Below are 12,694 nucleotides of genomic sequence, written 5' to 3'. Positions count from 1 at the left end.
GCGCCGTCCTCCTGGATGGTCTTCTGTTCCGCTGTTCCGCTGTTCCGCCTGGGCCGCTTACGTCCGTTCTGCGCTGATCTCCGTTATCCGGTAACGGAGTTCGGCTCCCCCTATGCTGGGCCTGCCCACACAGGCAGAGCACGCCAGGAGGAACTTGTGTCAGCGCTGGAGTCGGACGACCCGCGCTCCGTCGGCGACTACCGGATCCTCAACCGGCTCGGCGCGGGCGGCATGGGCCGGGTTTTCCTCGGGCGTTCACCGGGCGGACGGCTCGTCGCGGTCAAGGTGGTGCACGCGGACCTGCTGCGCAGGCCGGAGTTCCGCACCCGGTTCCGGCGTGAGGTGCAGGCGGCCCGGATGGTCAGCGGAGCGTTCACGGCGCCGGTCATCGACGCCGACCCGGACGCGCCGCTGCCGTGGCTGGTCACCAGCTACATCGCCGGGCCGTCGCTGGAGCAGGCGGTCGCGGAGCGCGGGCCGCTCGATGCGGGGGCCGTGCTGGGGCTGGCGGCCGGGCTGGCCGAGGCGCTGGTGTCGATCCACAGCGTGAACCTCGTCCACCGCGACCTCAAGCCGTCCAACGTGCTGCTCGCGGAGGACGGACCCCGGGTCATCGACTTCGGGATCGTGCGCAGTGTCGAGAGCGATTCGACCACGGGGACCGGACACATCGCGGGCTCGCCCGGGTTCATGTCCCCGGAGCAGATCAACGGCGGCAGGGTCACCCCGGCCACTGACATCTTCTGCCTCGGCGCGGTCCTCACCTTCGCGGCTACCGGTGGCAATCCGTTCGGCAGCGGACCGACGCCCGCGCTCCTCTACCGCGTCGTCCACAACGAACCCGATGTCGCGTCCGTCGCCGACCCGACCGTGCGCGCCCTGATCGCCGCCTGCCTGGCCAAGGACCCGGCACGCCGCCCCACCCCGCGCGAGATCCTCGGGTGGGTCGGCTCGACGGGCGCCGAGACGACGACGCTCTTGCGGCACACCGGCCAGTGGCCCTCGGCCGTGGACCCGGCCCACGTGTCCGGTCCCCTCGGCGCCGCCGCCGACGGCGACGATGTCACCGGCGCGTTCGGCACGGACCCGTCGGCCCACACCGACGTCCTCCGGGCCTTCCCGCACGACGGCTTCCTTGATCCGACGGCAGGCCCTCAGACAGCCTCGCCTCCCCACCAGGCGGTGGCCTCCCGCATCCCCCTGGCCTCCCAGCAGGCGGCGGATCCCGGGACCGTATCGGCTCCACACCAGCCCACGGCGCCCCACTCGTACCACCCGCACCCGGCCACCCGCGTCGACCCCACCTGGCCGTCGCTGCCCGGCGATCCGAGCGGGCCGACCAAGTCCGGGGAGCCGCCCAGCGTGCACGGGCACGGGCACGGGCACGGGCACGATGACCCTGGCGGTCGTAGCCGCCGAGTCTTCCTGTTCTCCGGGGCCGGGGCGGTCGCCGCGGTCGGGGTCGGGACCGGGTTCTGGTTCAACCGGCCCGGGGATGACAAGAAGAAGGGCCGTGACGCGGCCCGGACCGGCGCCTCGCCCTCTTCCTCCGCTTCCGCCGTCACCGCCCTCCCGCGCGCCGTCGGAATCTGGCCCCTCGACGAGATTTCCGGTGCGCTCGCGCGGGACACCGTCGCCGGGAACGACGGCACCGCGACCGACGTGCGATGGGCGACCGGTGACGGCGGGGGCGCCGAGTTCGACGGGAGCCGGAGTCAGATCGTCACCGGGGGGCCGGTGCTCAAGACCGGTGCGGGGCGGAGCTTCACGGTGGCCGCCTGGGTGCGGCTCTCCGCCGTGCCGGGGTCCTTCGCCACCGCCGTGAGTCAGGAGGCCGGCTCCGCCAGCGGCTTGTACCTTCAGTACTCCAGCGATGAGAAGCGCTGGGCCTTCGCCCGCCCTGGCCTGCGCGCCGTCAGCTACACCGTGCCCGCCGCGGACGCCTGGACCCATCTGATCGGCGTCTGCGACGGCCCGGGCCGCAAGCTGCGGCTGTACGTCAACGGCGTCCAGGAGGCGGCCGTCGAGGACACCAACCCGACCCCCGCTCCCGGCCCCCTCATGATCGGCCGCGCCACCTACAACGGACAGGCCGGCGACTTCTTCCCGGGCACCATCAGGGACGTACGCGTCTTCGACCAGGCCCTCACCGCCACCCGCGTCGCCCTCGTGGCGGTAGCCCTGCGCGGTTAGCCGCAAGATCAGCTCGGGCATGGCTGCCTCCTCGGCGATCACAATGTCGAGGTCGATGATCGGCTTGGCGGTGCAGCCGGGCACGGCTGTACTTCCGACATGCTCGATGGATACAGCCAGGTCCGCACTGGCCAAGTACCAGGCGCACATGAACTGGTGGCACGCCCATACGTTGAGCCCCAAGGACACGCGAGACCTGATCCACTCCATCGCCCGGCAGCTCTGACCCCGAGAGGGAACGCCATGGCCGACATCCGCTGGGAAGACCCCTTCTGCGCCGAAGGCAACAACTGCTTCCGCATAGGCACCGACTCCCAGGGCAACGCCCACATCGCCATCGCCGGACACGAAGACCACCCGCTCACCGACTCCCGCGAAGCCCTCCGCGCCCTCATCCACGACATCAAGGCCGGCAAAGTCGACCACCTTCTGTAGGCCGCCACCTCCTACAGCACCCAACGCCCAATCCGTGCGCGCTCTCGCGCGCGACGGAGATTCACCTTTCAAAATTTGGATGGCGACTGTGTCGACACTCATTGAGTTAATACTCTTTGCTCTTTTCGCTTCTGCTGCTACAGCGACGGTTCGCGCGATCAGTGATAGGCGCGCCGAGAGGCGAAATGTCGGACTAGTGGAATCTGGTTCTGCGTCTTTTCCGTGTCGAATTTACTGGGGATCGGGCACTGGGGTGAAGGGGCCTGTCAACGGAAAGATCATCGCAGGGTTGGGCGGAGAATTGACATTCTCCCGGCGACGGCATGCGCCAGTGACACTTCCCAAGAGTGATTGGGTCGACCGTGAAGACAGCTGGCGTCCCGGCCTAGTCAATCTGCGCTATCCCGTACCTGGGAGGGGGGCCGTACGGATTTTACTCAACGAGAAGGATGCCGCTACGGTCCAAAGCCTGTTGCGCTACTGACTGGCCTTGGCCCCGAATCCTGAGAACGTCTTTCGCCACTTCCTTCTGCGTACTTGGTGTCGTGTGGAAGGTGTATTCGTAGGCGATCGAAACTCTCGGCGGCGGCGTTGTCCGCCGAGTTGTCGACAGCGCTTGTGAACTGTCGGACACCGGCCTCGGTGCTGGCGGCGCCATTTGTGCATGACGCCTGACCACCCGGACGACCGTCAAGGTCCAAGTGTCTCCGGTGCCCAAAATTCGAGGCAAGGCCCAGGGGCAGGGCACCCAGATCCCGGAAGCCACGGTTCACCGCAACCTCCTTGCCGGCCGCCCCGGCCCGTTCAGGCCCGGGACCCCAGCCGCCCCCGCACCGCCGCGTACAGTCCCGCGCTCACCGCGAACCCGACCAGCGGGGTGCTGTCTCCGAAGGACGGCCAGTGCTCGGGTACATAGCCGACGTACTTCTCCTGGTTGGAGAAGAGCGGGACGGACACCGCCACGCCGATCAACAGGGCGGCGACACCGGGCCAGTTGGCGAAGGTGCGGTCGCCGAGGCGGGCGGCCAGCACCTCGTCCGTCGTCGTACGGCCCTGGAGCCACCGCTCGACCAGGACGACCCCGAGCCACGGGCCCACCCAGTAGGCGATGACCAGCAGGAACGCCTCGTACGCCGACCCCGCGTCCGACAGGGACGCCCACGCGGCCGCCGTACCGGCGACCCCGGACAGCACAACCAGCGTGCCGCGGCCCAGCCAGGGCGGGAGCTTCAGGCCGAGGGACGTGATCGAGATGGCGGAGGAGTACACGTTCAGGGCGTTCGCGGAGACCGCGCCGAGGATGATGGCGAGCAGCACCAGGTCGCCCAGCCAGCCGGGGAGGTGACCGGTGAAGGCAGCGGTCGGGGTGGCGTCCTTCGGGGCCACGATCGTCGCGGAGGCCGCTCCGATGACGGCCACCACGGCGACCGACACGAAAAGGCCGACCGCCGGGTAGAGGACCGTCTTGAACTTGCTCGCCGTGCGCGGCAGATAGCGCGAGTAGTCCGTGGCGTACGGGTTCCAGCCCGCCGCGTACCCCCAGGCCGCGCTGAACGCCAGCAGGAACCCTCCGATGCCGCCGCCCGCGCCGCCCCCGCCCAGGTGGGCGTCCTTGAAGGTCCACACCCCGGCCAGCAGGAAGATCACCGCGAGCGCCGGGAACGCGTACTTCTCGAAGATGTGCACGAAGTTGTGGCCGATGAAGCCGATCAGGATCTCCGCCGCCACCACGAGCAGCAGCGAGGGCAGCGGACGCAGACCCGTCAGCGTGTTCAGCGCGAAGGCCGCGCTGACGCTGTTGACCGCGAACCAGCCGACGCCCGCGACCACCGCGTTGACGCCGGACGGCAGCACGTTGCCCTTGAAGCCGAAGGAGAAGCGGCCGATCACCATCTGCGGCACCCCGAACCGGGGCCCGTCCAGGGACAGGACGCCCTGGGCGATCGCCCCGACCGCGGTGCCGAGGAGAATGGCGGCCGTCGCCTGCCAGAAGCTCAGCCCGAAGAAGAGGACCGAGATCACGCCGATGTAGACCGTCGCGAACTCGATGTTCGGGGACGCCCAGGTCCACAGCAACTGCAGCGGGGAGCCGTGGCGTTCGGCGTCGGGGATCGGGTCCGCGCCCGCCGTCTCGACGGCGATGACCTTGTCACCGTATGCGGGGGCGAGGGTGCCGGCGGAGTCCGTGGAGTCCGTGGAGTCGGCGGGAGCAGTCGTCATGCGAGCCAAGTGTCCGGTCCGGGCAAGCTTTGGCCCAGAGGCGCATTGTCCGCTTCAAGAGGCTCGACGGCGTACAACCTGTAGGGTCCGGCGGCGACCGTAGGGCCGTAGGTCCGGCGGCGACCGTCGCGCCGTAGGTCCGGCGGCGACCGTAGGGCCGGCTGCGGCCCCGTCAGTCGCCCTGGGGGCCGTCGCCGCGCTTCTTCTTGTCCTCGTCCCCGCCGTCCCCGCCGCCCCCGTCGTCGCGGGTCTCGTCCTTCAGGGACTTGAGAAACTCCGGGTTGTCGTCGGGCGCCACCCACCGCTGCCCGCCGCCCCGCTTCCACGGCGAACCGAAGGAACCGGAGGAACCGGAGGAACCGGTAGAACCCGTAGAACCCGTAGAACCCGACGAGCCCGAAGAACCCGAGGAACCCGTGAAGCCGCCCGCGCCGGCCGGGTACCGCTTCTTGCCGGCGATGAACCAGGAGATGGACCCGGCGAGCGGGAACACCAGGACGAGGATGGCCCACAGCGGCTTGGGCATGTGGCGGACGTCCTCGTCCTTCGTGCTGATGCAGTCGATGAACGCGTACACGCTCAACGCCAGTGGCACGAGGAACATCAGTACCCGGACCATGGGGCCTCTCAGTGGAACGGTTGTCGGGGCCACGAGCACGGACCCCAGGTACCTGGCCAGCGTAGCCGCTCGGGGATACTTGACCCCATGGCTTACGACGATCTTCGTTCCCTGCTCCGGGCACTGGAGCGCGAGGGCGACCTCAAGCGGATCAAAGCCGAGGTCGACCCGTATCTGGAGGTCGGGGAGATCGTCGACCGCGTGCAGAAATCCGGCGGCCCCGCGCTCCTCTTCGAGAACGTGAAGGGCTCCGACATGCCCCTCGCGATGAACGTCTTCGGAACCGACCGGCGGCTGCTGAAGGCGCTGGGCCTGAAGTCGTACGGCGACATCTCGGAGAAGATCGGCGGGCTGCTGCGCCCCGAACTGCCGCAGGGGTTCGTCGGCGTGCGGGAGGCCTTCGGGAAGCTCGGCGCGATGACGCACGTACCGCCGAAGAAGGTGAAGCCCGGGGACGCACCCGTGCAGGAGGTCGTCCTGCACGGCGACGACGTCGACCTCGACCGGCTCCCCGCCCTCTTCACCTGGCCCAAGGACGGCGGCTCCTTCTTCAACCTGGGGCTCACCCACACCAAGGACCCGGAGAGCGGGATCCGCAACCTCGGGCTCTACCGCCTCCAGCGGCACGACCAGCGCACGATCGGTATGCACTGGCAGATCCACAAGGACAGCCGCAACCACTACCAGGTGGCGGCGCGACGGGGCGAGCGACTGCCGGTCGCGATCGCCTTCGGCTGCCCCCCCGCCGTCACCTACGCCTCCACGGCGCCCCTCCCCGGGGACATCGACGAGTACCTCTTCGCCGGGTTCATCGCCGGCAAGCGGATCGAGATGGTCGACTGCAAGACCGTCCCGCTGCAGGTGCCCGCGCAGGCGGAGGTCGTGATCGAGGGCTGGCTGGAGCCGGGCGAGATGCTGCCGGAGGGGCCCTTCGGCGACCACACCGGCTTCTACACGCCGCAGGAGCCCTTCCCCGCGCTGAAGATCGACTGCGTGACGATGCGGAAGCGGCCGCTGCTCCAGTCGATCGTCGTGGGCCGGCCTCCGACGGAGGACGGACCGCTGGGCCGCGCCACGGAACGGTTCTTCCTTCCGCTCCTCAAGATCATCATCCCGGACATCGTGGACTACCACCTGCCCGAGGCCGGCGGCTTCCACAACTGCGCGATCGTCTCGATCGACAAGAAGTACCCCAAGCACGCGCAGAAGGTGATGCACGCGGTCTGGGGGGCCCACATGATGTCGCTGACCAAGCTGATCGTGGTCGTCGACGCGGACTGTGACGTCCACGATCTGCACGAGGTCGCGTGGCGGGCCCTCGGCAACACCGACTACGCCCGGGACCTGTCGCTCGTCGAGGGCCCCGTCGACCACCTCGACCACGCCTCCTACCAGCAGTTCTGGGGCGGCAAGGCGGGCATCGACGCGACGCGGAAGTGGCCCGAGGAGGGCTACACCCGTGACGGGGGGTGGCCCGACATGGTGGAGTCGGATCCGGAAACCGCCGAACGGGTGACGCGACGCTGGAAGGAATACGGACTGTGAGCGCCTCTGCCGCGGCGATGCCCCAGCCCGGAAGGGCCCGCGCGTTCCTGCGCCTCGTGATGATCGAGCACTCGGTGTTCGCCCTGCCCTTCGCCTACATCGCGGCGCTGACGGCGATGTTCCAGTGGGACAGGAACATCCACTGGGGCAGGCTGCTGCTGGTCACCGTCTGCATGGTCGGCCTGCGCACCTTCGCGATGGCGGTCAACCGGATCATCGACCGCGAGATCGACGCCCGCAACCCACGCACCGCGCACCGCGAGCTGGTGACCGGCGCGATGTCGGTGAAGCACGCCTGGACGGGCGCGCTGATCGCGCTGGTGGTCTTCCTCGGCTCGGCGGCCCTCCTCAACCCGCTCTGCCTGGCGTTGGCCCCCATAGCGGTGATCCCGATGGTGGTCTATCCCTACGGCAAACGGTTCACGAACTTCCCGCAGGCCATCCTCGGTCTCGCCCAGGCCATGGGCCCGGTCGGCGGCTGGCTCGCGATCTCCGGCGAGTGGTCCTGGGACGCGGTGATCCTGGGCCTCGCCGTCGGCGTCTGGATCGGCGGCTTCGACCTGATCTACGCCTGCCAGGACATCGAGACCGACCGCGAGATCGGCGTCATGTCGGTCCCGGCCCGCTTCGGCATCCCGGCGGCCATCTGGGGCGCACGGGTCTGCCACGCCCTGACCACCGGGCTGTTCGTCTGGTACGCGGTGGCGACGGGAGCGGGCGCCTTCTTCTGGTTCGGCCTGGTGATCGTCGCGGGCGCCTTCGTCTACGAGCACTCGATCGTCCGCCCTCACGACCTCTCCCGACTGAACAGGGCGTTCTTCAGCGTCAACGGGTTCATCGGCATTGCCCTGTTCGGGTGCGCCCTGCTGGACCTGCTGGTTCGGGGTCTGACCGTCTGAACAGTCCTCTGAACAGTCTGCGGCCCACCGTCGAGTGCAGGAGCCCAGGGTGGCCACCGTGACCGTCTCGGACCTCGACCGCCTGCACTCGCGGCTCAGCCGGTTCGAGGACATGTTCCCCGGCTGTCGCATGGAGATCGTCGCGGGCACCATCATGACGAGTCCGGTCAAGCCCCATCACGCCAAGACGATCCGCCTGGTGTGGAACGACCTTGCGGCCCAGTCGATCCCCACCGCTCACCTCCCCGTCGATCCGGACGCGCCCCACCGGTCCTGAGGACCTCGTCGCCCACCGGTACGCTCAAGGTGTGAACGCAGGAGAAACGCAGCGCGTACCTTGGATCGTGGGGGTGTCGGGGGCGTCCGGGACGCCGTATGCCGCTGCCGTGCTGCGGGCGCTGCTCGCCGGGGGCGAGAGTGTCGACCTGGTGGTCAGCCGGGCCTCGCGACTCACCCTGCTCGACGAGACCGGCATCTCCTTCCGGGACGCGCGCTGGCAGGACGACCTGCGGGAATGGCTCGGGCGAGGGGCCGACGGGAAGCCGGGCGCATGGGGCGACGTGGACCTCGGCGGCGTGCGGTACTGGGGTGCCGGCGACCTGGCCGCGGGGCCGTCGTCGGGGTCGTACGCGACGAAGGGGATGCTGATCGTCCCCGCCTCGACCGCCTGCGTCGCCGGTGTCGCGCTGGGGCTGTCGAAGGATCTGCTGCAGCGGGCCGCGAGTGTCACGCTGAAGGAGCGCCGCCCCCTGGTCGTCGCCGTACGGGAGACCCCTCTGAACGGCCAGACGCTGCGGCACCTGGTCGCCCTGGACGACGCGGGCGCGAGCGTCGTACCCGCCTCGCCCGGCTTCTACGCCGGGGCCACGCACATCCAGGACCTCGTGGACTTCGTGGCCGGACGGGTCCTCGACGCGGCGGGCGTCGGGCACGGCCTGTACCGCCGGTGGAAGGGCGAGATCGGCGGGGGCTCCCGTTCTCCCGCCTGAGCAAGCAGCATCAACTTCCGCAGCACCAAGTCCCGTAGCACCAAGTCCCGCAGCATCAACTCCCGCAGCACCAAGATCTCTTCAGATCTCTTCAGACCACTTTCATCGGAAGGCTTCGATTCGCATGGACGCGGTGGACAGGCAGCTCATCCAGGCCCTGAGGAAGAACGGCCGGGCCTCCTACGCGGAGCTGGGGCGCCTCGTCGGTCTGTCGGGACCCAGCGTCACCGACCGCATCAACCGGCTGGAGGCGGCCGGTGTCATCACCGGGTACCGCGCCACCGTCGACGCGGCCTCGCTCGGCCTCGGCGTCATCGCGCTGATCGGCATCTCGCTCTCCGACGCCGCCGACCACGAGGACGTGGCCATCCGGCTGAAGGACCTCACCGAGATCGAGGACTGCTGGTTCATCGCCGGCGACGACTCGTTCATGCTCAAGGTGCGGGCGACGGACGTCGACGGGCTGGAGAGGATCATCCGGCGGCTCAGCGGCACCAAGGGCGTCTCCCGGACCCGTACCACCATCGTGCTCTCCACGAAGTGGGAGAACCGGGTCGGAGAGCTGCCCGAGGAGGCGTAGACGTACGGTTGTCGAAATAGTCGGGTCGTCGAAGTCGTCGAAGTCGTCGGGCCGCCGTAGCAGTCGGATTGCCGAAGCCGTCGAAGTCGTCGAAGTCGTCGGGTCTTCGGAGAAAGGTGTGGGCATGGACGTCGGGCTCAAGCGCGAGCTGGAGGAGAAGGTGCGGGCGGGCGTCCGTCTGACCCGAGAGGACGGCATCGCGCTGTACGAGTCGGACGACCTGGCCTGGCTCGGTGGTCTCGCGCACGAGGTGCGGACGCGGAAGAACGGTGACGTCGTCCACTTCAACGTCAACCGTCACCTCAACATGACCAACGTGTGCACCGCCTCCTGCGCCTACTGCTCCTTCCAGCGCAAGCCGGGCGAGAAGGACGCGTACACGATGCGCATCGAGGAGGCGGTGAAGCTCGCCCAGGCGATGGAGGGCGAGAACCTCACCGAGCTGCACATCGTCAACGGGCTGCACCCGAACCTGCCGTGGCGCTACTACCCGCGTTCGCTGCGCGAGTTGAAGGCCGCGCTGCCGGATGTGTCGCTGAAGGCGTTCACGGCGACGGAGATCCACCACTTCGAGACGATCAGCGGCCTTTCGGCGTCCGAGATCCTCGACGAGCTGATCGACGCCGGGCTGGAGTCCCTCACCGGCGGCGGTGCGGAGATCTTCGACTGGGAGGTCCGCCAGCACATCGTGGACCACCGGACCCACTGGGAGGACTGGTCCCGCATCCACCGCCTGGCGCACGAGAAGGGGCTGAAGACCCCGTGCACCATGCTGTACGGCCACATCGAGGAGCCCCGTCACCGCGTGGACCACGTCCTGCGGCTCCGCGAACTCCAGGACGAGACGAACGGCTTCCAGGTCTTCATCCCGCTGCGTTACCAGCACGACTTCGTGGACATGAAGGACGGCAAGGTACGCAACCGGCTGCAGGCGCGGACCCAGATGGCCACCGGTGCCGAGGCCCTGAAGACCTTCGCGGTCTCCCGGCTGCTCTTCGACAACGTGCCGCACGTGAAGGTCTTCTGGGTCATGCACGGCGTCCAGACGGCCCAGCTGGCCCTCCAGCACGGCGCCGACGACATGGACGGCTCGGTCGTCGAGTACAAGATCACGCATGACGCCGACAACTACGGCACCCCGAACAAGCTGACCCGCGAGGACCTGCTGGATCTCATCCGGGACGCGGGCTTCCGCCCGGTCGAGCGGAACACGCGGTACGAGATCATCCGCGAGTACGACGGCCCGGACCCGGCCCGCCGGGAGACCCCGCAGCCGATGCGCGTGTGACGTGAGGCCGGTTGCCGGGGTGACGAACGTGACGCCGGAAAGTCCTTGAGTCGAGCGAAACGTAATGGCTAGCATCGCCAGATGCCCCTTACCTTCGCTCTCGACCCGGCCGTGACTCCCGAGCTGCGCGACGGCCTCGTCGACCTGTGGACGGACGTCACCAACGCGGGCGGCGCCGTCGGTTTCGTGGCGCCGGTGACGCGGGAGGCGATCCGGCCGGAGCTGGTGAAGCACTTCGTCGCGATGAGCGAGGGCCGCGCCCGGCTTCTCGTCGGCTTCGACGAGGAGGGGCAGACAGCCGCGGCGGCCTTCCTCACCTTCAACACGCACCGGCTGATGACGCACTGGCTGTGGCTGTACACGGTGATGGTCCACCCGGATCACCAGGGCAAGGGATACGGCCGGGACCTGCTGGCCGCCGCCGCGGACGCGGCCCGCACCCTCGACGGCATCGAGGCGATCCGGCTCACCTGCCGCGGCGGCCTCGGCCTGGAGCACTTCTACGGCTCCTGCGGCTACAAGGAGGTTGGCCGGATACCGGGCGCGATACGGGTCGCCGAAGGCGACGACCGCGACGACATCGTCATGTTGTTGCCGTTGCCGCTGGCCTGAGCCGGGGCGGCGCAACCCTCTGCAAGACCCCCCTGTAAGACCCCCCTGCAAGATCGGGTCTCCGCCGTGCTTCACTGGACGGTGTCCCTTTGGGGACGTTAGGACCGTTCCAACCGGAAGAGTGGATTGAGATGCTCCGCTACACGCTGATGCGCCTCGGGGTCTTCGTGGGCTGCCTCTTGGTCGTCTGGGGCCTCGTCTACTCCGGTGTCGTCCCGCGCGGCCTCGGCGACTCCAACGGCATGTGGGTCGTCCTGCTGGCCCTGGTGATCTCCGCCCCGATCAGCTTCGTCGTCCTGCGCAAGGAGCGTGACCGCGCCTCCCTGCAGGTCGTGCAGAGGGTGGACCGCATGAAGGCCAACCTGGAGGAGAGCCGCAGCCAGGAGGACGTCGACGTCGACGACGACTCCGCCCGTGCTCAGAGCCAGGCCCCGCAGACCTCGTAGGCGGCGCTCCGGCACCTGCCCGGTCAAGGGTTCTTCTGCCACGACAGCACTAGGCTCTCGGCATGGGTGCCGTGAAGTACAAGCGGATGCCGCGAGCGGTCCGGGAACAGCAGATGCTGGACGCCGCCGTGCGGACCTTCGGACAGCGGGGGTACATGGCCGCGTCGATGGACGAGATCGCCGAACTGGCGGGCGTGTCCAAGCCGTTGGTGTACCTGTATCTGAACTCGAAGGACGACCTCTTCACCGCCTGTATCCGCCGCGAGGCGAGGGCGCTCACCGACGCGGTCCGGGCCGGGGTGCGCTCCGACGTGTCGGCCGATCGTCAACTCTGGGACGGCCTGCGGGCGTTCTTCGAGCACACCGCGGACAACCCGGACGGCTGGTCGGTCCTGCACCTCCAGGCCCGTACCCACGGCGAGGCCTTCGCCGCCGAAGCCGCCGTGATGCGCGAGGAGATCGTCACGTTCGTGACCCAGCTGATCGTGGTCGCGGCCCGGGACGCGCACCGAAACCCCGACCTGCCCGAGCGTGAGGTCGCCGGCCTCGCCGAGGCCCTGGTCGGCGCCGCCGAGTCGCTGGCCGCCTGGACCAACGCGACGCCCGGCGTCACCGCGAGAGAGGCGACGGCGACCCTGATGAACTTCGCGTGGGCGGGCCTGGGGAACCTGATGGAAGGGCGGTCCTGGGCACCGCCCGATGCCGTGGCTCAGGAGATGAGCGGGTAGACGCCCCCGGTTACCGTGGGTAAGTCCATGTCGTCCATGTCGAAGGTGCGGAGCGGGTCGACACGAGCCCTCATCCCGGAGCGCCGTCGACCCCGTCCTGACCAGCACCGACGTGAACGTTCCTCACGTAATCCCCGAGG

Annotated in this window: 13 protein-coding genes; 11 read left to right on the top strand and 2 right to left on the bottom strand. The window is 68.9% G+C overall.

The window, feature by feature from the left end:
• Positions 1-156 precede the first annotated feature (156 nt).
• Positions 157-2,193 carry a LamG-like jellyroll fold domain-containing protein gene (locus M2271_RS08330; RefSeq protein ID WP_280886454.1) on the top strand — a complete coding sequence of 679 codons (2,037 nt, stop codon included), beginning with the start codon at positions 157-159 and terminating at the stop codon, positions 2,191-2,193.
• A gap of 243 nt (positions 2,194-2,436) precedes the next feature.
• A complete protein-coding gene (locus M2271_RS08325) occupies positions 2,437-2,628 on the top strand; it encodes a hypothetical protein (protein WP_280886453.1) in 192 nt (63 codons plus the stop codon).
• An 804-nt stretch (positions 2,629-3,432) separates the two neighbouring features.
• Here M2271_RS08325 and M2271_RS08320 read toward each other — a convergent pair.
• Positions 3,433-4,848, bottom strand: a complete 1,416-nt coding sequence (locus M2271_RS08320; RefSeq protein WP_280886452.1) for a cytosine permease — start codon at positions 4,846-4,848, stop codon at positions 3,433-3,435.
• A 172-nt stretch (positions 4,849-5,020) separates the two neighbouring features.
• Positions 5,021-5,467 carry a PLD nuclease N-terminal domain-containing protein gene (locus M2271_RS08315; RefSeq protein ID WP_280886451.1) on the bottom strand — a complete coding sequence of 149 codons (447 nt, stop codon included), beginning with the start codon at positions 5,465-5,467 and terminating at the stop codon, positions 5,021-5,023.
• An 87-nt stretch (positions 5,468-5,554) separates the two neighbouring features.
• On the opposite strand from M2271_RS08315, the gene M2271_RS08310 reads away from it, so the two are divergent.
• The 9 genes from M2271_RS08310 (at position 5,555) to M2271_RS08270 (ending at position 12,554) form a co-directional block, all read left to right on the top strand.
• Positions 5,555-7,012 carry a menaquinone biosynthesis decarboxylase gene (locus tag M2271_RS08310; RefSeq protein WP_280886450.1) on the top strand — a complete coding sequence of 486 codons (1,458 nt, stop codon included), beginning with the start codon at positions 5,555-5,557 and terminating at the stop codon, positions 7,010-7,012.
• Complete coding sequence (gene mqnP / locus M2271_RS08305) at positions 7,009-7,911, top strand: menaquinone biosynthesis prenyltransferase MqnP (protein WP_280886449.1); 903 nt, start codon at positions 7,009-7,011, stop codon at positions 7,909-7,911. The genes M2271_RS08310 and mqnP overlap by 4 nt, the downstream gene beginning before the upstream one ends.
• A gap of 49 nt (positions 7,912-7,960) precedes the next feature.
• Positions 7,961-8,188: a hypothetical protein gene (locus tag M2271_RS08300; RefSeq protein ID WP_348539154.1), complete on the top strand. Its 228-nt coding sequence runs from the start codon at positions 7,961-7,963 to the stop codon at positions 8,186-8,188.
• A 31-nt stretch (positions 8,189-8,219) separates the two neighbouring features.
• A complete protein-coding gene (locus M2271_RS08295) occupies positions 8,220-8,900 on the top strand; it encodes a UbiX family flavin prenyltransferase (RefSeq protein ID WP_280886448.1) in 681 nt (226 codons plus the stop codon).
• A 124-nt stretch (positions 8,901-9,024) separates the two neighbouring features.
• Complete coding sequence (locus tag M2271_RS08290; protein ID WP_280886447.1) at positions 9,025-9,480, top strand: Lrp/AsnC family transcriptional regulator; 456 nt, start codon at positions 9,025-9,027, stop codon at positions 9,478-9,480.
• Between the two features lie 124 nt (positions 9,481-9,604).
• Complete coding sequence (mqnE, locus tag M2271_RS08285) at positions 9,605-10,768, top strand: aminofutalosine synthase MqnE (protein ID WP_280886446.1); 1,164 nt, start codon at positions 9,605-9,607, stop codon at positions 10,766-10,768.
• Positions 10,769-10,849: 81 nt separating this feature from the next.
• A complete protein-coding gene (locus M2271_RS08280; protein ID WP_280886445.1) occupies positions 10,850-11,380 on the top strand; it encodes a GNAT family N-acetyltransferase in 531 nt (176 codons plus the stop codon).
• Positions 11,381-11,511: 131 nt separating this feature from the next.
• On the top strand, positions 11,512-11,826 hold the full coding sequence (locus tag M2271_RS08275; RefSeq protein WP_280886444.1) for a DUF4229 domain-containing protein: 315 nt from the start codon (positions 11,512-11,514) through the stop codon (positions 11,824-11,826).
• 62 nt (positions 11,827-11,888) lie between these two features.
• Positions 11,889-12,554 carry a TetR/AcrR family transcriptional regulator gene (locus M2271_RS08270; RefSeq protein WP_280886443.1) on the top strand — a complete coding sequence of 222 codons (666 nt, stop codon included), beginning with the start codon at positions 11,889-11,891 and terminating at the stop codon, positions 12,552-12,554.
• Positions 12,555-12,694: the final 140 nt, after the last annotated feature.

This window comes from Streptomyces sp. LBL (genome assembly GCF_029893585.1).
In the GTDB taxonomy this organism is placed as follows: domain Bacteria; phylum Actinomycetota; class Actinomycetes; order Streptomycetales; family Streptomycetaceae; genus Streptomyces.
The sequence above is the reverse complement of the archived record's forward strand: the minus strand, read 5'-3'. Positions and strand labels throughout refer to the sequence as shown.